Here is a 19,316-nt window from a genome sequence, read left to right on the forward strand (position 1 = left end):
CGGATCGAGCCTACAGAGTCCTTTGGGTGGCAGCTCCTACCCCACCAACCCCGCCTCCACCAGCAAGGCCTCAAGCCCCGGCAAGTCCGGGACTTTGGCCACTTGGTCGGCGATTTGCACGGCGGCTTTTTCCAGGGGGCAGAGGGGCACGTCCACGTAGCTCAGTTGGCTGTCGAGCTTGCAGGAGCGCGGGATGCCCTGCACCAACAGGCCAATAAATTTAAGGCCCGCATGGCCGCCCAGGGCGTTGAGGACGACGATGCGGGCGCGTTCGCCGATGACGGTTTTCTGCCCGCAGGCCGATTCAAAACTCAGCAGCGGGATGTGCCGGTCCCGCCAGGTCACGCGGCCCAAGTACCAGGGCGGGGTGTCGAGGTCGAAGGTGCCGGGCTGGTAGTCGATCAGTTCGGCGATGGCCACGTTGGGCAGGATCAGGTGGCGGTCGCCCAAGGGCAGGAGCAGCCCGGTAAGGCTGCTGACGCGGTGGTCACGCATGGGGTTTGCTCCACAGGCCGATGCTTTCAAGCAAGACCGACTCCTGGTACGGCTTGCCCAGGTAGTCGTTGACGCCGATGGCCATGGCGCGGTCGCGGTGTTTCTGGCCGGTGCGCGAGGTAATCATGATGATCGGCAGCTGTTGCAGGCGCGGATGGTTGCGCACGGCGATGGCCACTTCAAAGCCATCCATGCGCGGCATTTCGATGTCCAGCAGCATCAGGTCGGGGGTGTGTTCTTCCAGCAGAGCCATGGCGTCCACGCCGTCTTTGGCGGTGAGGACGTTCATGCCGTGGCGTTCCAGCAAGCGGCTGGTGACTTTGCGCACGGTGACCGAGTCGTCCACCACCAGCACCAGCATGGGCCGGCGTACCTGGCTGTCGCCCGCCGCGCCGTCGCCGCTGCGCTGTTGCGGCAGGCGTGTGTGCAGGGCGCGCATATGGGCCAGCAGGTCGAGGATCAGCACCACCCGGCCATCGCCCAGGATGGTCGCCCCGGACAGCCCCTGCACGGCGGCGAACTGCGGCCCCAGGCTCTTGACCACGATTTCGCGGCTGCCGGCCATGGCGTCCACCTGCACCGCGATGCGCCGCTCGTCAACGTGCACCAACAGCACCGGCAGCGCCTGGTTTTCCCCTAGCGAGCGCGGCCGGGCGACGGTGCCGAGCAGTTCGCCCAAGTAGCACAACTCGTAGCGCTGCCCGGCGTATTCATAGTGCGGCGCGTCGAGTTGGTAGCAGGCCTCCAGCTCGTTGGGCAGCACCCGCACGATGCCTTCGATGGTGTTGAGCGGGATCGCGTATTGCTCCTCCACGCACTGCACCATCAGGGCCTGGTTGACCGACAGGGTGAACGGCAGACGAATGCGAAAGTGCACGCCCAGGCCCGGAGTGGAGTCGATGCTCATGCTGCCGCCCAGTTGCCGCACTTCTTCGTGGACCACGTCCATGCCCACGCCACGCCCGGAAATCTGGGTGATTTTTTCGGCGGTGGAAAACCCCGGTTGCAGGATGAATTGCAGCACTTCGCGGTCGCTGATTTGGGCGGCGGGGTCCAGCAGGCCGCGGTTGATCGCCTTGCGCCGCACCGCTTCGAGCGGCACCCCGGCGCCGTCGTCGCGGATGTCGAAGACGATGTCGCCGCCCTCGTGAGACAGGTCCAGGGTGATGCGCCCCTGGGCCGGTTTGCCGGCGGCCAGGCGCACCGCAGCGGCCTCCAGGCCATGGTCGACGGAGTTGCGCAGCATGTGTTCCAGGGGGGCGACCATGCGTTCGAGCACGTTGCGGTCCATCTCGCCCTGGGCGTTGCCGACCACGAAGGCCACGTCCTTGCCCAACTCGCCGGCCACCTGGCGCACGATGCGCTTGAGGCGCGGCAGCATGCGCTCGAACGGCACCATGCGCGTGCCCATCAGGCCTTCTTGCAGCTCGGTGTTGACCCGGCCCTGCTGCTGCAACAGGTTTTGTGCGTCGTAGGTGCGCCGGCCGAGGGTTTCCTTGAGGTCGAGCAGGTCCGAGGCGGACTCGGACAAGGCCCGCGACAATTGCTGCAAGAGGGAGTGGCGGTCCATTTCCAGTGGGTCGAATTCTTCGTAGCCCTGGTGCTCGGCCTCCATTTGCTGCTGGCCGAGGGTGCGCGCCTGGGTTTCGGTTTCCAGGCGCCGCAGTTGATCGCGCATGCGTTCGAGGGTGGTTTCCATCTCGCCCAGGGCAGTGCGGGCGTCGTTGACCTGCTGTTCGATGCGGCCACGGAAGATCGAGGTTTCGCCGGCCAGGTTGACGAGGTCGTCGAGCAGTTGCGCCGAAACCTTGACCATGTCGGCGCTGCTTGTTTCCTGGGGAGCGGGCGGTGCAACCTCGACGGCGGCGGGCGCGGGTTCGGCGGCGGGTGGCGCCACGGGGCATTGGGCGAAGCTGCGGATGGCTTCGATCAGGCTGTCGGCGGCCAGCACCGGGCGGGCGGCGCGGGCCGCTTCGAGCATCTGGGCGAGGCGGTCGTGGCAGCTTTGCAACAGGGTGAAGAGTTCCTGGGAGGGCAGCAATTGCCCGGCCGAGAGGCCTTCGTAGAGAAATTCCAGTTCATGGGCCAGGTCGCCAATCGGGCCGATTTCGACCATCCGCGCACCGCCCTTGAGGGTGTGCAGGTCACGCAGCAGGGTTTCCAGTTCCTGGCGGCCATGCGGCTCGGCCTGCCAACGCAGCAACGCGGCGCCGGAGCTGTCGATGATGTCAAAGCCTTCTTCGAGGAAGATTTCCAGCAGTTCCGGGTCGGCCCCGGCGCTGTCCGCCACCGGTTCGGCCACGGTCTCACTCGCCGCAGGGCTGGCGGCCTGCTGGCGGAAATCGCGGATGGCGTCGATCAAAAACCCTGGGTCTTCCAAGGGATGGTGCTGCTGCAAGTCTTCCAGCAGCAACGCCAGCAGGTCATGGCTGTGTTGCAACAGCAGCGCCAGCTCCTGGCTGTAGGCGTAGCGCCGGTCCACCAGGTCTTCGTAGAGGCTTTGCAGTTCATGGGCCAGGTCGCCCACCGGCGCCACGTTGGCCATGCGCGCACCGCCCTTGAGGGTATGCAGATCCCGTTGCAGCGATTGCAAGGGCGCGCTGTTGTCCGGTTCGTCGAGCCAGCGTTGCAGGGCCTGGCCGGCGCTTTCGAGGATGTCCGTCGCTTCATCGAGGAAGATCGCCACGATCTCGTCGTCCATCGGCGCGGTGTGCGCCAGTTCGGCAGTGGCGGTGCCCAGGTCGCTGATGCTCAGGGTGCGGTTGGCATCGCTGCGGATCAGCCCGGTGGCAGACGGGTCCAGGCTTTGCCCGAGCAACTCGCGCAGGGCCTTGACCCGCGCCGGTTGCGGGCTGATTTCCTGCCCGGCGGCCAATTGGTCGAGCATGCTGATAAGGGCTTCGTGGGCGCTGTCGGCCTCGCGAAAAAACGCTTCGCTGACCGCCAGGCTGCTTTCTTCGACGGCGCCGTAGAGGTCGAGCAGGGCCTCGCACAGCTCATCCATCGGGTGCAGCTCGGCCAGGTGCGCGCCTTCGCCCAGGGTGGTCAGTTCGTCCAGCAGGGCGCTCAGTTCCTGGCGCTCGCCGGGGTGCTGCTGCCAACGCTGCAACAGGGTTTCGGCGTCGAGCAGGATGTCCATGCCCTGGGCCAGGAAGTTGCTGATGAGCTGCGGGTCGCGCTTGACCCGCAGGCCGCCGCTGGGGGCGTTGAGGATGGCTTGCAGGCGTTCGGCAAGAAGCTTTTGCGTGCGTTCGATCAGCGCCGCGGCCCCCTCGATGCGCGCCAACGGGTCCAGGTGCAGGTGCTTCAAACCACGGCGCAGCAAGCCTTCGGCTTCGAGCAGCAGTTCCACTTCGTCCAGGTCCAGGGGCAACTGGTGCGCCTTGTACTCGCGGGCCAAGTGGTCCAGGGGCGCGGCCAACTCGGCCATCGGCAGCACGCCGGCCATGGAGGCGCTGCCCTTGAGGGTGTGCAGGGCCCGTTGCAGTTCGTCGCTGGCCTGCAACGGCAGGTGCTCGGCGGCCTGGTCGAGAAAGCGGTTGAGGCTGTCGAGGTGGGCCTGGGCCTCGGTGCGGAAAATCTCCAGCAGTTGCGGGTCCAGCGCCGCCGGGGCGGCGACCGTGGTTTGGTCGCCCCGAGCCAGGGCATGGGCGCGGGCCGCCAGTTGATCGACCTCATCGCGCTGGCGCTGGGCCTGGGCGGCGAAATCGGCGATCAGGCGCGGCAGCAGGCTGACCACTTCGTCGAGCAACTGATGCAGCGCCGGCGAAGGTTCGACGCTGTGTTCCAGCACGCGGTTGAGCAGGTTTTCCACGGCCCAGGCCAGTTCGCCCAGCACCAGGGCACGGACCATGCGCCCGCTGCCCTTGAGGGTGTGGAAGGCGCGGCGCAGCTCGCTCAGGGCCGAAGCGTCGGTGGGGTCGGCGTGCCATTGCGGGAGAAATTCATGGAGCACTTCGAGGACTTCATCGGTTTCTTCGAGGAACACCTCATGCAACTCCTCGTCCACCGGCGCTTCGCCCGTGGGCGGCGGCAGCAGGCTGCCGGGGGTGTGCCGCGCGGGCGGGTTGAGGCTTGACACCGGCCCGGCCAGCACATCGGCCAGGGACTGGGCGACCTCGGCGTCGTCCAGCTCCTGCAAGTCGTGCATCACCAGCGCTTCGTTGGGGCTCAGGGGTTGGCTCAGCACCGGCACATGGGGCTCGGCCGGCAGGTAACCGAGGGCCGCCAGGCTTTCTTCAGCCGCGTCCAGCACGGTTTCGCCGGGGGCCAACGGGTCCTGGCCGAGGCGTTCAAGGTAATACTCGATGCTGCTCAGGGCGTCGGCCAGGTGTTCCAGTTGCTCCCAATCGGGCGGCGTCGGGCTGCCCAGCAGATGCTCGCGGACAAAGCCGTTGCAGGCCTCCAGCAGGCCCGCGCCCCGGCTCAGGGGGATCATCGCCAGCGCGCCGCGCACCTGGGTCAGCAGCTCGGGCAGGTCCTGGACCTGGCTGCGGTCCCATTCGCCGTCGATGTAGTCGACGATCATGTCCTTGGCCTGTTGCAGGCAGGCCTGGGCTTCCTTGATGACCAATTGGTGGATCTGGGTCAGGTCGGTGGTGGGCAGGTGGCTTTCCTCGCGGCGCTGCGCCTCGACGGTGCCGACCATCCCGGCCAGTGTGGCTTCGACGTACAGCAGCGCCCCGGCGACGTCCATCAACACTGCGTCGTTGGGCTCGCGCTGGCCTTGGGCCAGGCTCTGCACCACCGCCAATTGGTCGATTATCACTTTGCGCGGCTGGCCGAAACCCAGCACCGCCAGGGTGTCGGCGATCTGCCGCAACGGCGCCAGGAGGCTGTCCAGGTCCGAGGTGTGCTGGCGGTCGCTGCGCACGAACAGGTCCAGGCGTTCCTTGACCCGCACCAACTCCTCGCACAGGGCGGCGAGCACCGAGCGCATGGCGTCGCGGTCCGGCCCGGCCAGGCGCGCGCGTTCTTCATCGACCACGGCGCTGTCAGGCAAGGCGTCGTCGAGTCCGTAGGCTTCTTTCATGGTCTGCATCTGTCCGCTGGGATGTTCGGCTTTGGCGATATAAAACAACAGGCTGGTGAGCAAGTGCGGCGGCGCAGGCTGGTTGACCCCGGCCATACCCTGGTCGAGCAAGCGCTTGAGTTCTTGGTCAGCGTCCTTGAACAGGCTGCGCAGGGCCGGGCTGTTGCCGATACTGCCTGTGCGCATGCCGTCCACCAGCGCTGCCGCCACTTGCCACAAGGGCTCCAGCGGCGCATTGCGGCACAAGGCCTGGAGCCGGCCAAACACGGTGGCCAAGCGCGCCAGGTTGGCGTCGTCGTCCTGCTCGCGCAGCAACCCCGCCAACGCGGTTTGCAGCCCCTGGCGCAATTTGCGCAGTACCACGGGCAAGTCGGGCGGCTCCAGCAGGGCCAGGGCATAGGCGTCCAGGGCGGGGATCACCGGCAGTTGCGGGCTGAACAGGCTGGTTTCCGACAGCAGGCTTTCACCCCGGGCGCTGCGCAAATCGTTGAGCAGGGGCAGCACCACCAGGGGCAGGTCGCGCCGTGCGCTTTGCACGCGCTCCAGGTAGATCGGCAACTGCACCAGGGCCTGGCGTAGCAGGCCGATGGCTTCGTCGCGGTGGCCGGCGCGGCCCTGTTGCACGGCCAGGGCCAGTTGTTCCATCTCTTCGGCCAGCAGCGCCGCGCCGTAGAACTCGACCATCTGCAGGCAACCGTGGACCTGATGAACGCTTGCCAGGCACCGTTCGAGGGCCTCGGCATCGTGCTCGCCGGCCTCGGTGCCCAGGCTGTCGAGGGCGGCCAGGGCTTGCTTGAGGGTTTCGGCGATTTCACCCTTGACCCATTCCAGGCCCACATAGTCGTGCCGGTCGACCATCACCATGGCCTCACGCGTGCTCGACGCCCGGCTCGGGGGCGGCGGGCAAGGTAAAGCCCGACACCGAGCGGCGCAGTTGGCTGGCCATTTTCGCCAGGTTGCCAATGCTTTCGGCGGTGGCGGTGGAGCCGGAGGAGGTTTGCGAGGTGATCTGCTGGATCACGTTCATGGTCAGGGAAATCTGCCCCGCCGACAGGGTTTGCTGCTGCGCCGCGTTGGAAATGCTCTGGATCAGCGCCGCGAGGGTCTTGGACACGCCTTCGATTTCTTCCAGGGCCACGCCCGCGTCCTGGGCCAAGCGGGCGCCACGCACCACTTCGGTGGTGGTCTGCTCCATGGAAATCACCGCTTCGTTGGTGTCGGTCTGGATCGCCCGCACCAGGGTTTCGATCTGCCGGGTCGCCGCCGAGGAACGCTCGGCCAGGCGCTGCACTTCGTCGGCCACCACGGCAAAGCCGCGGCCGGCGTCACCGGCCATGGAGGCCTGGATCGCCGCGTTGAGGGCGAGTATGTTGGTTTGGTCGGCAATATCGTCGATCAAGCTGACAATATCGCCGATTTCCTGGGAAGACTCGCCCAGGCGTTTGATCCGTTTAGCGGTGTCCTGGATCTGTTCGCGGATGTTGTCCATGCCGTAGATGGTGTTGTGCACCACCTCGTTGCCCTTGTTAGCGATTTCCACCGAGCGTTCGGCCACTGCGGAGGACTCGGCGGCATTGGCCGAGACCTGGTCGATGGAGCGGGCCATGTCATTGATGGAGGTCGAGGCCTCGCTGATCTGCTGGGCCTGGTGTTCCGAGGCCTGCGCCAGGTGCATGGCGTTGGCCTGGGTTTCCTGCACGGCGGCGGCGACGAGGCCGGCGGTGAGGTTGATGGTGGCCACCAGGTCGCGCAGTTGGTCCACCGAATAGTTGATCGAGTCGGCGATGGTGCCGGTGAAGTCCTCGGTGACCGACGCGGTCACGGTCAGGTCGCCGTCGGCGAGGTCGGCGATTTCGTCCAGCAGGCGCATGATCGCGTTCTGGTTGCGTTCGTTTTTCTGCGCCGTTTCGCGCAACTGGCGGTTCGTCTCGCGCACCATCACCAGGCCGATCAGGATGATCGAGGCCAAGGCCAGCAGGCCCAGCACGTAGCCGCCCACCGCGTTGACGGTGCGCCCCTCGGCCAGGTTCTCGAAACCGCTGGCCAGCAGCGAGGCTTCGTCGAGCAGGGTCTGGGACAGGTTGAAAATGTTGCCCGCCGACTCGCGGACCTTGAACAGCTCGGGCGAGGTTTCGAGGATTTCGTCCACGGAGCCGGAGACGAACTGGAACAACTCGGCGATTTCCGCCAACCGCGCGCGGGCGTCGCGGTCCTCGACCTGGCTGACCTTGAGCAGCGTGTTGCCCTGGAGCATGCCGTTGAGCACCTGGCCGAAGCGCGCGGCGTCGCGGCCAAAGGCATCGGCGGCCTGCACCGCGTTTTCGTCCCCCGCCAGCACGGTGTTCACTGCACCCAGGATGCGCTCGGCCAGCAACGATTGGCGCTGGGCCATGGCCACTTGTCCGGCCGGGGCGCCGCGTTGCAGGAGGATCTCCACGACTTTTTCGTATTCGACCTGCAATTGCGGCACGGTTTCGGCCAGGGTGGCGGCGACCTGATGCAGCGACAGCACGGTCTGTTCGCTGGACAGGATGGCGTCGGCGTTTTTCAGCAGGCGCTCCCAGTCGAGCTGCACCGCGCGCATTTGCGGGCGCACCGCCGACGGCGCACCGGGCAGGCCGGTGGCCGGGTCGCCTTTTTTCAGGTAACCCCAGCGCTGGGCAAAATCGTTGCGCGCATCGCTGAGCAGCTTGAACGCCGCGGCCTTGCCGGCGGCGGCCTCGGTGGCGTTCTTGGCGATGCGCTGGGACAGCACCCGCAGCTCACCGGCGTGGCCGATGTACTGCTTGTCGTAGTTCGACTGGGTATTGAGGTAGGCGAAGTTGGCGAACAACAACACGATGAACACGATCAGGGCCATGAACAGCACGATGATCTGCGAACGGCTGCGCGACGCTTCCATGGGCTTGGCGGTTTTTGCTTTTGTCATCGATCAGGTCCCCACCTGTCGCCACAGGCACCGTGGCCAGCGGGCTTGTCCGCGAGTGAGCGCAAAGCGCTCTTGAAGTGAATCGGTTAAACCATGGAGCCGGGCCCACCTAAGCGAACCCCGCCTTCACAGGGCTACATTCATGAAACCTTGCGACTGCGCCAGGGCGAACGGGCTGAACACCTGCCAGGACTGCTCCCCGGGGAACCGCCCCTTGACGAACGCGCTCATGGCGCCATCCAGGTCGTCCATCAGCAACGGCTCCAGGCTGTCCTGGGCAAAGTGCTGCAAACCGCAGACTTCATCGACCATCAGCCCCGCGAACACATCGCGGTGCTCGACCACCAGCACCCGCCGCTGCTTGCGCCGGGCCGACAGTTCGTGGCCGAAAAAGCCGCACAGGTCCATTACCGGCAACAGCCGCCCCCGCAGATTAGCCACTCCCTTGACCCACGTCTTGACCCCGGGCAACAGGGTGTACCGCGGCTCGTGCAAAACCTCGCTGACTTCGCCCATGGGCGCGACGTACCAGTGCGCGCCGATGCGAAAGCCGATGCCGCTCCAACTCTGCTGGCGGGTTTCCTGGGACGGCAGGTCGGCGGCCAACAGGCGGCAGCGTTGGTCGATATCCAGTAGCAGCTCAAACGCGGTGAGGGAATCGGTCATGGCCGCGGGTCAGCCGGCCAGGACTTTGTTCAGGGTCTTTATCAGGGTGTCTTCGTCCACCGGTTTGGTCAGATAGTCCCGCGCGCCCTGGCGCGTGCCCCAGACCTTGTCGGTTTCCTGGTCCTTGGTGGTGATGATGATGACCGGGATGTGGCTGGTGTCGGCGTCCTTGGTCAACTGGCGCGTGGCCTGGAAGCCGTTGAGGCCGGGCATGACGATGTCCATCAGCACCGCGTCGGGTTTTTCCTGGCGGGCCAGGGCGACGCCATCGGCGCCGTTTTCCGCTTTCAATACCTGGTGGCCGTGCTTTTCCAGCATGCCGGTCAGTTTGTACATTTCAGTCGGCGAGTCATCGACGATCAGAATACGTGCCATGGTCTTCCCCATTTCCAAAAGCCGAGCGGCCCAATGGCCGCCCGTCAATGTGCTTGTTCTACTGCGGCGAACCCCGGCACATGGGCCTTGATTGCGCTGAGCAATTCTTCCTTGCTGAAAGGCTTGGTCAAAAACTGATCGGAACCGACGATCCGCCCCTTGGCCTTGTCGAACAGGCCGTCCTTGGAGGACAGCATAATCACGGGCGTGGCCTTGAAGGCGCTGTTGTTCTTAATCAGGGCGCAGGTCTGATAGCCGTCCAGGCGCGGCATCATGATGTCGACGAAGATAATGCCGGGGTGGTGATCGACGATCTTGGCCAGCGCATCAAAGCCATCGACCGCGGTGATGACTTCACAGCCCACGTTCTTCAACAGTGTTTCAGCGGTGCGCCGAATCGTCTTGGAGTCGTCGATGACCATGACTTTCAAGGCGCTGGAGTGCTGTTCCATATCTGCTTGTACCATCGCCACAGCGAATCGGTTGTGTCCGTATACGGGCACCGTCACTCAAAAGCCTTGATGGCCAAGGGCTCGAAACGGCATGGGAGCCTTTTTAGCACAGTCGCCAGCGTCAATCTATCGGCTCGCCCGCCGGGTGGTTTTTCCTTGACCGGGAACACCCCGGGCGCCACTCTGACGCCACTTTTGTGCGCCCCAATCTGCTAGAGGAAACCCCCCATGAGCGTTCGCGTCGGCATTGTCATGGACCCCATCGCCAGCATTTCCTATAAGAAGGACAGCTCGCTGGCCATGCTGCTCGCCGCCCAGGCCCGCGGCTGGACGCTGTTCTATATGGAACAGCAGGATCTTTACCAGAACGCTGGCGTGGCCCGGGCGCGGATGCGGCCATTGCAGGTGTTCGCCAACCCCGAGCACTGGTTCGAGTTGCAGGCCGAGACGGACGCGCCGCTGAGCGACCTGGACGTGATCCTGATGCGCAAGGACCCGCCCTTCGACATGGAATTCGTCTACAGCACTTACCTGCTGGAGCAGGCCGAGCGCGCCGGGGTGCTGGTGGTCAACAAGCCGCAAAGCCTGCGCGACTGTAATGAAAAACTGTTCGCCACCCAGTTCCCGCAGTGCACGCCGCCCACGGTGGTGAGCCGCCGCGCCGATGTGCTGCGCGAATTTGCCGCACTGCATGGCGACGTCATCCTCAAACCGCTGGACGGCATGGGCGGCACCTCGATCTTCCGCCACCGCGTAGGCGACCCGAACCTGTCGGTAATTCTCGAAACCCTGACCGCCAACGGCACCCAGCAAATCATGGCCCAGGGCTATTTGCCGGCGATCAAGGATGGCGACAAGCGCATCCTGATGATCGACGGCGAACCGGTGCCCTACTGCCTGGCGCGCATCCCGGCAGCCGGCGAAACCCGCGGCAACCTGGCGGCCGGCGGGCGTGGCGAAGCACGGCCGCTGACCGATAAGGATCGCTGGATCGCCGCCCAGGTCGGCCCGACCCTGCGGGAAAAGGGCCTGCTGTTCGTGGGCCTGGACGTGATCGGCGAGCACCTGACCGAAATCAACGTCACCAGCCCCACCTGCATCCGCGAAATCGACAATGCCTTCGGCACCAACATCGGCGAACTGCTGATGGCGGCCATTGCTGGCAAGCTGCAAGCCGCCAGCGCCAAGCCACAAGCCTAAGGCCCACGCCCCAAAGCTTGCAGCTAAAAACCCACATCGCGCTATCATGCCGAGCCTCGATACACGCGATGTTGGTTTTTTGCCATGACCCTCCCTTCCGAGCTGCCTCCCGAACTCACCCACCGCGGTGTGCGCCCGGCCGATCGCCTCGGATTTACCCTGCTGGTCGCCGCGCTGGTTCACCTGGCGCTGCTTCTGGGCGTGGGCTTTACCTTCGTCGAGCCCAAACAAGTCAGCCAAACGCTGGAAATCACCCTGTCGATGTTCAAAAGCCAGGCCGCGCCGAAGAAGGCCGACTTCATCGCCCAGGACAACCAGCAGGGCAGCGGTACGCTGGACAAGAAAGCCATCCCCACCACCACCGAAGTGGCGCCGATGCAGAGCACCGAGGTGAAAAAAGTGGTGCCACCACCCTCGAAGAAAAACGAAGTCGAGCAGACCACCACCAAGGCAGCCGTCGCCACCACCGCTCCCAAGCCGAAAAAAACCACCACCCCCCGCGAAGCAGTGAAAACCGCCGAAGCGCCCAAGGCGCCGCCGAGCTTCGACAGCGCCCAACTGTCCAGCGACATCGCCAGCCTGGAGGCCGAGCTGGCTAACGAACGCCAGCTGTACGCCAAGCGCCCGCGTATCCACCGCATCAACGCGGCCTCGACCATGCGCGACAAGGGCGCCTGGTACAAAGACGAATGGCGCAAGAAGATCGAGCGCATCGGCAACCTCAACTACCCGGACGAAGCCCGGCGCCAGCAGATCTACGGCAGCCTGCGGCTGATGGTGGCCATCAACCGCGATGGCTCGTTGCATGAAGTGCTGGTGCTGGAGTCCTCGGGCCAGCCCCTGCTGGATCAAGCCGCACAACGCATCGTGCGCCTGAGCGCGCCCTTCGCCCCGTTCAGCGGCGACTTGGCAGATATCGATCGCCTGGAAATCATCCGCACCTGGAAGTTCGCGCGCGGGGATCGCTTGTCCAGCAATTGACGGGGCCGCCCAGGCCGATTCATGGCACAACGCCAGAGTTTTCCCGCACATCCCCAGCTTGTCAGTTCGCCACACCGACGCCACACTAGCGCCCATGAAAAACGTCAGCCCCAGCTACCTCTCGCATCACTTCCTGATCGCCATGCCCCACATGGTGGACCCGAACTTTGCGCATACCTTGACCTACATCGTCGAGCACACTGCCAATGGGGCCATGGGGCTGGTGGTCAACCGCCCGCAAGACATCACGCTGGCGGACATCCTCGAACAATTGCGCCCCGAGATCGAACCGCCAGCCCTGTGCCAGCACGTGCCGATCTTCCTCGGCGGCCCGGTGAGCAAGGACCGCGGTTTCGTCCTGCACCCCAGCGGCCAAACCTTCCAGGCCACCATCGAACTGGGCGGCGTGGCACTGTCCAGCTCCCAGGACGTGCTGTTCGCCATCGCCGACGGCAGGGGCCCGTCCAAGAGCCTGATCGCCCTGGGCTATGCCGGTTGGGAGCCGGGGCAATTGGAGGCCGAGCTGGCCGCCAACGCCTGGCTGACCTGCCCGTTCGACGCCGACATCCTGTTCAACACCAGCAGCGAGCAGCGCCTGGAAGCCGCCGCCCGACAACTGGGGGTCAACCTCAACCTACTCACCAGCCAGGCGGGGCACGCCTGATGGCGCTGCGGCTGATCCTGGGTTTTGACTACGGCACCAAGCAGATCGGCGTCGCCGTGGGCCAAGTAATTACCGGCCAGGCCCGTGCGCTGTGTACCCTCAAAGCGCAGAACGGCATCCCCGACTGGAACCAGGTCGAGGCCCTGATAAAAGAATGGAAACCCGACGCCGTTGTTGTCGGCCTGCCGTTGAACATGGACGGCACCCCCAGCGACATGTGCCTGCGCGCGGAGAAATTCGCCCGACGCCTCAACGGCCGCTTCAACCTGCCCTTCTATACCCACGACGAACGCCTGACCACGTTCGAGGCCAAGGGCGAACGCCTGGCCCGTGGCGGGCAAAAAGGCAGTTACCGCGATAACCCGGTCGACGCCATCGCCGCCGCCCTGCTGCTGCAAGGCTGGCTCGACGAAAACACTGCTTTGTTCGAATCCTGACGGGGTGCGGCCAAGGGCCGCGCCTCTCTTCGTTTCAGCCCGGACCCTGCCATCATTGGCCGAGCCGCGCCCTTGAAGGAGCCACCATGAGCCTGCCCAACCCCGCCGAACTGATCCGCCAGATGGCCGTCGATCTCAAGGCCCACCTGGCCCGCCGCGCCATCAGCGAACCGCGCTACATCGGCATCCGCACCGGCGGCGTGTGGGTGGCCCAGGCGCTGCTGCAAGAGCTGGGCAGCGATTCGCCCCTGGGCACCCTGGACGTGTCCTTCTACCGCGACGACTTCAGCCAGAACGGCCTGCACCCGCAAGTGCGGCCCTCCGAGTTGCCCTTCGAGATCGAGGGCCAGCACCTGGTGCTGATCGACGACGTGCTGATGAGCGGGCGCACCATCCGCGCCGCCCTCAACGAACTCTTCGACTACGGCCGCCCGGCCAGCGTGACCCTGGTCAGCCTGCTGGACCTGGACGCCGGCGAGTTGCCGATCCGCCCCAACGTGGTCGGCGCCACCCTGAGCCTGGCCGCCCATGAGCGGGTCAAGCTCTGCGGCCCGGCGCCGCTGCAACTCGAACTCCAAGATCTTGCCCTTTAAGAGTCCATCGCGATGACGCCTCTCGACACCCAGCGCCCGCTGCAACTCAACCACCAGGGACAGTTGCAGCACTTCCTCTCGCTCGACGGTTTACGCCGCGAGCTGTTGACCGAAATCCTCGACACCGCCGACTCCTTCTTGGAAGTCGGCGCCCGGGCGGTGAAAAAAGTCCCGCTGCTGCGCGGCAAGACCGTGTGCAACGTGTTCTTTGAGAACTCCACCCGCACCCGCACCACCTTCGAGCTGGCGGCCCAACGGCTGTCGGCAGACGTCATCACCCTGAACGTCTCCACCTCATCGGCGAGCAAGGGCGAAACCCTGCTCGACACCCTGCGCAACCTCGAAGCCATGGCCGCCGACATGTTTGTGGTGCGCCACGGCGACTCCGGCGCCGCGCACTTCATCGCCGAGCACGTGTGCCCGCAGGTGGCGATCATCAACGGCGGCGACGGCCGCCACGCGCACCCGACCCAGGGCATGCTCGACATGCTCACCATCCGCCGCCACAAGGGCGGTTTCGAGAACCTCTCGGTGGCCATCGTCGGCGACATCCTGCACTCGCGGGTGGCGCGCTCGAACATGCTAGCCCTCAAAACCCTGGGCTGCCCGGACATCCGCGTCATCGCGCCGAAAACCCTGCTGCCCATCGGCGTCGAGCAGTACGGCGTGAAGGTCTACACCGACCTGGCCGAAGGCCTCAAGGACGTGGACGTGGTCATCATGCTGCGCCTGCAACGCGAGCGCATGACCGGCGGCCTGCTACCCAGCGAAGGCGAGTTCTATCGCCTGTTCGGGCTGACCACCGCACGCCTGGCCGGCGCCAAGCCCGATGCCATCGTCATGCACCCGGGCCCGATCAACCGTGGCGTGGAGATCGAATCGGCGGTGGCCGACGGCCCCCACTCGGTGATCCTCAACCAGGTCACCTACGGCATCGCCATCCGCATGGCCGTGCTGTCGATGGCCATGAGTGGGCAAACCGCCCAGCGTCAATTCGAGCAGGAGACCGCCCAGTGAAGCTCAGCATCCTCGGCGCACGTGTCATCGACCCCAGCAGTGGCCTGGACCAAACCACCGACCTGCACCTGCACGCCGGCAAGATCATCGCCATGGGCGCCGCCCCGGCGGACTTCAGCCCCAGCCAAACCCTCGACGCCCAGGGCCTGGTGGCCGCGCCGGGGCTGGTGGACCTGAGCGTTGCCCTGCGCGAGCCGGGCTACAGCCGCAAAGGCACCATCGCCAGCGAAACCCGCGCCGCCGCCGCCGGCGGCGTCACCAGCCTGTGCTGCCCGCCGCGCACCAAACCGGTGCTCGACACCTCCGCCGTGGCCGAACTGATCCTCGACCGCGCCCGCGAGGCCGGCAATTGCAAGGTGTTCCCCATCGGCGCCCTGAGCAAAGGCCTGGAAGGCGAGCAATTGGCCGAGCTCATCGCCCTGCGCGACGCCGGTTGCGTGGCCTTCAGCAATGGCCTGGACAACTTCCGCAACACCCGCACCCTGTGCCGTGCCCTGGAATACGCCGCCACGTTCGACCTGACGGTGATCTTCCACTCCCAAGACCACGACCTCGCTGCCGGCGGCCTGGCCCACGAAGGCCCGACCGCGAGCTTCCTCGGCTTGCCGGGCATTCCCGAAACCGCCGAGACCGTGGCCCTGGCCCGTGACCTCTTGCTGGTAGAACAAAGCGGCGTGCGCGCGCACTTCAGCCAGTTGACCAGCGCCCGTGGCGCGGCGCTGATCGCCCAGGCCCAGGCCCGCGGCCTGAAAGTGACCGCCGATGTGGCGCTGTACCAGTTGATCCTGACTGACGAGGCGCTGATCGACTTCAACAGCCTCTACCACGTGCAACCGCCGCTGCGCACCCGCGCCGACCGCGACGGCTTGCGCGAAGCGGTGAAAAGCGGCGTGATCTCGGCCATTTCCAGCCATCACCAGCCCCATGAGCGCGACGCCAAACTGGCACCGTTCGGCGCCACCGAACCGGGCATCAGCAGCGTTGAACTGCTGCTGCCGCTGGCCATGACCCTGGTGGCAGACGGCTTGCTCGACCTGCCGACGCTACTGGCACGCCTGAGCGCCGGCCCGGCGCAAGCCCTGCGCCTACCCGCCGGCAAGCTGCACGTGGGCGCCGCCGCCGACCTGGTGCTGTTCGACCCCAACCGCTCCACCGTGGCCGGCGAAGGCTGGCTGTCCAAAGGCGAAAACTGCCCGTTCATGGGCCACAGCCTGCCGGCGAACGTGCGCTACACCCTGGTAGATGGGCACATCACCTACCAGGCCTAAACCCTGTAAGAGCAACTTGTGTGGGAGCGGGCCGCGGCGCGGCCCGCAAGTAGGCTCCCATCATGGGGGAGTGGCTATCGCCCCCCACGGCTCTGGGCGTTGCGGATCGAGATCTGCGTGTTGAGCGTCCAGAAGTCATACAGCACCCCTACCAGCAGCAACCCGCCAGTGAACAGGTAGATCACCCCCGTGATCCACTTGCCCTGGTACATGCGGTGCACGCCAAACACCCCCAGAAACGCCAGCAGAATCCACGCCACGTTGTACTCCAGCGGCCCGGCGGTGAAACGCAGGTCGGCTTCGCGGTCCATGGCCGGGATCAGGAACAGGTCGATCAACCAACCAATCCCCAGCAAGCCCAGGGTGAAAAACCAGATCGTCCCGGTCACCGGCTTGCCGTAGTAGAAGCGGTGGGCGCCGGTAAAACCGAAAATCCACAGCAGATAGCCGATGATTTTGCTGTGGGTGTCCTGTTGCTGATAGGTGTTCATGGAGTTCCTCTTGCGGTCCGATAGATAAATTTTTTCGCTATAGGTGTGACTTTTTTGTGTCGTCCCGACGTGTGGCTGGTTCACCTTACACCGCGCGCAAAGCCTTGTAGCGCCTGACTTCTGTCTGACAATTGCGCCAATTTGCCGCATGTTGGCCGAACTTGGCTACCGATTTGAATCGACCAGTGGCCGCGAAACAGACAAAAAAGCTGTTATAAAGTTGCGCGCCTACCTTTATAGAGCCCTGCCTAATGCGTCCATTTTTCAAGACATGGCTAACCATCTGCCTATTAATGCCACTGGCCGCCCACGCCACCAATCGTGAGCAACGTCTGCCCAACGTCAATGGTTTCACCCCCAAATCCCATGTTTCGGCTCCTTCGAGCAAAAACAAGCAGGCGCCTCGCCTGAACCGCGTCAGCAGCAACAAGCGTGTGCCCGTCATGGCCGCCAAGCAAAGCAGCGACGTGCTCAGCCGCGCGGTCAATGTGCTCGGCACCCCTTACCGTTGGGGCGGCAGCAGCCCCAGCAAGGGTTTTGATTGCAGCGGCCTGGTGAAGTACGCCTTCAACGACGTCGCCGCCATCGATCTGCCGCGCACCTCCAACGCCATGGCCAGCGGCCACGGGCAGAAAGTCGACCGCAAGGATCTCAAACCCGGCGACCTGATTTTCTTCAACCTCAAGAGCCGGCGGGTCAACCACGTCGCCATCTACATGGGCAACGACCGCTTTATCCACGCGCCACGGCGCGGCAAGTCGGTAACCATCGACACCCTGAAAAAACCATATTGGGAAAAACACTACGTGGTGGCCAAGCGAGTGTTGCCCAAAGAGCCCAATACCCTGCGGATTGTGCAGCGCTGAGCAGTTTGACGCTGACGGCCTCATCGCGGGCGAGCCCGCTCCCACAGGTTTTGAGGCCCTAAAGCCTCAAAACCCCTCCGGCGCCCGTGCCTTCTCCCGCGCCTGTTCGCGGCTTATCAACCCCTTGGCCAGTAGGTCTTTGAGGGCCATGTCCAGCGTTTGCATGCCCAGCGCCCCGCCGGTCTGAATCGCCGAATACATCTGCGCCACCTTGTCTTCGCGGATCAGGTTGCGGATCGCCGCCGTGCCCAGCATCACCTCATGGGCCGCCACCCGCCCGCCACCGACTTTCTTGAGCAAGCACTGCGACACCACTGCCTGCAATGACTCCGACAGCATCGAGCGCGCCATGCCTCGCTCCGTGCCCGGGAACACGTCCAGTACGCGGTCGATGGTTTTCGCTGCCGAGGTGGTGTGCAGCGTGCCGAACACCAAGTGCCCGGTTTCGGCGGCGGTCAGGGCCAGGCGAATGGTTTCCAGGTCACGCATCTCGCCCACCAGGATCAAGTCCGGGTCTTCGCGCAGGGCCGCCCGCAGCGCCACCGCGAAACTGCGGGTGTCGCGCTGCACTTGGCGCTGGCTTATCAGGCACTGGCGGGGCTCATGAATGAACTCGATGGGGTCTTCGATGGTGAGGATGTGCTGCTGGCGGTGCGCGTTGAGGTGATCGACCAGCGCCGCCAGGGTGGTGGACTTGCCCGACCCGGTGGGCCCGGTGACCAATACCAGGCCACGGGGTGCCTCGGCAATACGCCGAAACACTTCCCCCAACCCCAACGACGCCAGGCTTGGCACCTGGGCGGCAACGCTGCGCAGCACCGCGCCGACGCCGCGCTGCTGGTGGAACAGGTTGACGCGAAACCGCCCCACGCCGGCGCGCTCGAAAGCAAAATCCAGGTCCAGGGTCGCGTCGAACTGTCCCCGCTGCTCATCGTCCATGATCTCGTCCAGCAAGGCCGGCACCCGCGCCGAGTCCAGCGTCGGCAGGTCAAGGCGCTGGATGTCGCCGTCCACTCGCACCATGGGCGCCAGGCCCGCCGACAGATGCACATCCGAAGCCCCGAGCCGCACGCTCAGGGACAGTAGCTCAGTGATATCCATATCCAAACCCAACTCCAGTAGAATGCCGCCAACCTCAGAACCACAGGCGCCCATCGAATGTCCACGATAGCAGACAGCATTGCCCTGGTTCGCAGCCGCATCCACGCTGCCGCAAAAGCCGCCGGGCGCGACGAAAACAGCGTGCAACTGCTGGCCGTGAGCAAGACCAAACCCGCCCAGGCCCTGCGCCAAGCCTATGCCGCCGGACTGCGCGATTTCGGCGAAAACTACCTGCAAGAAGCCCTGAGCAAGCAACTCGAACTGCGCGACCTGCCCTTGAGTTGGCACTTCATCGGCCCCATTCAATCGAACAAGACGCGAGCCATCGCCGAACACTTCGCCTGGGTGCATTCCGTGGACCGCTTGAAAATCGCCCAACGCCTGTCCGAGCAACGCCCCGCTGAACTGCCGCCACTGAACATCTGCATCCAGGTCAACGTCAGCGGCGAGGCGAGCAAATCCGGCTGCACCCCGGCCGACCTGCCGGCCCTGGCCACGGCCATCAATGCCTTGCCGCGTTTGAAGCTGCGCGGCTTGATGGCGATCCCGGAGCCAACCGACGAGCGCGCCGAGCAAGATGCCGCGTTTGCCGCCGTACAACAGCTGCAAGCCAGCCTCGGTTTGCCGCTGGACACGCTTTCCATGGGCATGAGCCACGACCTGGAGTCAGCCATTGCCCAAGGCGCCACCTGGGTGCGCATCGGTACTGCGCTATTCGGTGCCCGCGACTACAGCCAGCCCTGAAATGG

General features: G+C 65.1%; 17 protein-coding genes. 9 read left to right on the forward strand and 8 right to left on the reverse strand.

Features of this window, described 5'->3' with window-relative positions:
* Positions 1-36: 36 nt before the first annotated feature.
* The 6 genes from AC19YT_RS05665 to pilG form a co-directional block, all read right to left on the reverse strand.
* Positions 37-495: a chemotaxis protein CheW gene (locus tag AC19YT_RS05665; protein ID WP_095109080.1), complete on the reverse strand. Its 459-nt coding sequence runs from the start codon at positions 493-495 to the stop codon at positions 37-39.
* Positions 488-6,385 carry an Hpt domain-containing protein gene (locus AC19YT_RS05670; protein WP_500609938.1) on the reverse strand — a complete coding sequence of 1,966 codons (5,898 nt, stop codon included), beginning with the start codon at positions 6,383-6,385 and terminating at the stop codon, positions 488-490. The genes AC19YT_RS05665 and AC19YT_RS05670 overlap by 8 nt, the downstream gene beginning before the upstream one ends.
* 10 nt (positions 6,386-6,395) lie before the next feature.
* The gene (locus AC19YT_RS05675; protein ID WP_095109081.1) at positions 6,396-8,456 is read right to left on the reverse strand and encodes a methyl-accepting chemotaxis protein; all 2,061 of its coding nucleotides are present in this window, start codon (positions 8,454-8,456) and stop codon (positions 6,396-6,398) included.
* Positions 8,457-8,582: 126 nt separating this feature from the next.
* The gene (locus tag AC19YT_RS05680; RefSeq protein ID WP_095109082.1) at positions 8,583-9,122 is read right to left on the reverse strand and encodes a chemotaxis protein CheW; all 540 of its coding nucleotides are present in this window, start codon (positions 9,120-9,122) and stop codon (positions 8,583-8,585) included.
* A 9-nt stretch (positions 9,123-9,131) separates the two neighbouring features.
* Complete coding sequence (gene pilH / locus AC19YT_RS05685) at positions 9,132-9,497, reverse strand: twitching motility response regulator PilH (RefSeq protein WP_095109083.1); 366 nt, start codon at positions 9,495-9,497, stop codon at positions 9,132-9,134.
* A 44-nt stretch (positions 9,498-9,541) separates the two neighbouring features.
* A complete protein-coding gene (gene pilG / locus AC19YT_RS05690) occupies positions 9,542-9,949 on the reverse strand; it encodes a twitching motility response regulator PilG (RefSeq protein ID WP_095109084.1) in 408 nt (135 codons plus the stop codon).
* Between the two features lie 228 nt (positions 9,950-10,177).
* On the opposite strand from pilG, the gene gshB reads away from it, so the two are divergent.
* The 7 genes from gshB to AC19YT_RS05725 all read left to right on the forward strand — a co-directional run bounded on the left by gshB (position 10,178) and on the right by AC19YT_RS05725 (position 16,109).
* A complete protein-coding gene (gene gshB, locus AC19YT_RS05695) occupies positions 10,178-11,149 on the forward strand; it encodes a glutathione synthase (protein ID WP_500597356.1) in 972 nt (323 codons plus the stop codon).
* Positions 11,150-11,233: 84 nt separating this feature from the next.
* Complete coding sequence (locus AC19YT_RS05700) at positions 11,234-12,130, forward strand: energy transducer TonB (RefSeq protein WP_095109086.1); 897 nt, start codon at positions 11,234-11,236, stop codon at positions 12,128-12,130.
* A gap of 94 nt (positions 12,131-12,224) precedes the next feature.
* Positions 12,225-12,794 carry a YqgE/AlgH family protein gene (locus tag AC19YT_RS05705; RefSeq protein ID WP_500597357.1) on the forward strand — a complete coding sequence of 190 codons (570 nt, stop codon included), beginning with the start codon at positions 12,225-12,227 and terminating at the stop codon, positions 12,792-12,794.
* Positions 12,794-13,231 (forward strand): Holliday junction resolvase RuvX, encoded by a 438-nt coding sequence (ruvX, locus tag AC19YT_RS05710; protein ID WP_095109088.1) that lies wholly within the window; start codon positions 12,794-12,796, stop codon positions 13,229-13,231. Before AC19YT_RS05705 ends, ruvX begins: the two co-directional genes overlap by 1 nt.
* Before the next feature lie 86 nt (positions 13,232-13,317).
* Positions 13,318-13,824, forward strand: a complete 507-nt coding sequence (pyrR, locus tag AC19YT_RS05715) for a bifunctional pyr operon transcriptional regulator/uracil phosphoribosyltransferase PyrR (RefSeq protein WP_095109089.1) — start codon at positions 13,318-13,320, stop codon at positions 13,822-13,824.
* 12 nt (positions 13,825-13,836) lie between these two features.
* On the forward strand, positions 13,837-14,841 hold the full coding sequence (locus AC19YT_RS05720; RefSeq protein ID WP_095109090.1) for an aspartate carbamoyltransferase catalytic subunit: 1,005 nt from the start codon (positions 13,837-13,839) through the stop codon (positions 14,839-14,841).
* Positions 14,838-16,109 (forward strand): dihydroorotase, encoded by a 1,272-nt coding sequence (locus AC19YT_RS05725; protein ID WP_095109091.1) that lies wholly within the window; start codon positions 14,838-14,840, stop codon positions 16,107-16,109. The genes AC19YT_RS05720 and AC19YT_RS05725 overlap by 4 nt, the downstream gene beginning before the upstream one ends.
* A gap of 74 nt (positions 16,110-16,183) precedes the next feature.
* Here AC19YT_RS05725 and AC19YT_RS05730 read toward each other — a convergent pair whose 3' ends face one another.
* Entirely contained in the window at positions 16,184-16,600 is a 417-nt protein-coding gene (locus AC19YT_RS05730; protein WP_095109092.1) for an NINE protein, read from the reverse strand.
* Positions 16,601-16,851: 251 nt separating this feature from the next.
* Between AC19YT_RS05730 and AC19YT_RS05735 the strand changes: the two genes are divergently transcribed.
* Positions 16,852-17,466: a C40 family peptidase gene (locus AC19YT_RS05735; RefSeq protein WP_095109093.1), complete on the forward strand. Its 615-nt coding sequence runs from the start codon at positions 16,852-16,854 to the stop codon at positions 17,464-17,466.
* Positions 17,467-17,532: 66 nt separating this feature from the next.
* Here the strand turns inward: AC19YT_RS05735 and AC19YT_RS05740 are convergent, their stop codons facing one another.
* On the reverse strand, positions 17,533-18,567 hold the full coding sequence (locus AC19YT_RS05740) for a type IV pilus twitching motility protein PilT (RefSeq protein WP_500609939.1): 1,035 nt from the start codon (positions 18,565-18,567) through the stop codon (positions 17,533-17,535).
* Between the two features lie 57 nt (positions 18,568-18,624).
* On the opposite strand from AC19YT_RS05740, the gene AC19YT_RS05745 reads away from it, so the two are divergent.
* A complete protein-coding gene (locus tag AC19YT_RS05745) occupies positions 18,625-19,311 on the forward strand; it encodes a YggS family pyridoxal phosphate-dependent enzyme (RefSeq protein ID WP_095109095.1) in 687 nt (228 codons plus the stop codon).
* Positions 19,312-19,316: the final 5 nt, after the last annotated feature.

This window comes from Pseudomonas sp. MF08875 (assembly GCF_059862525.1).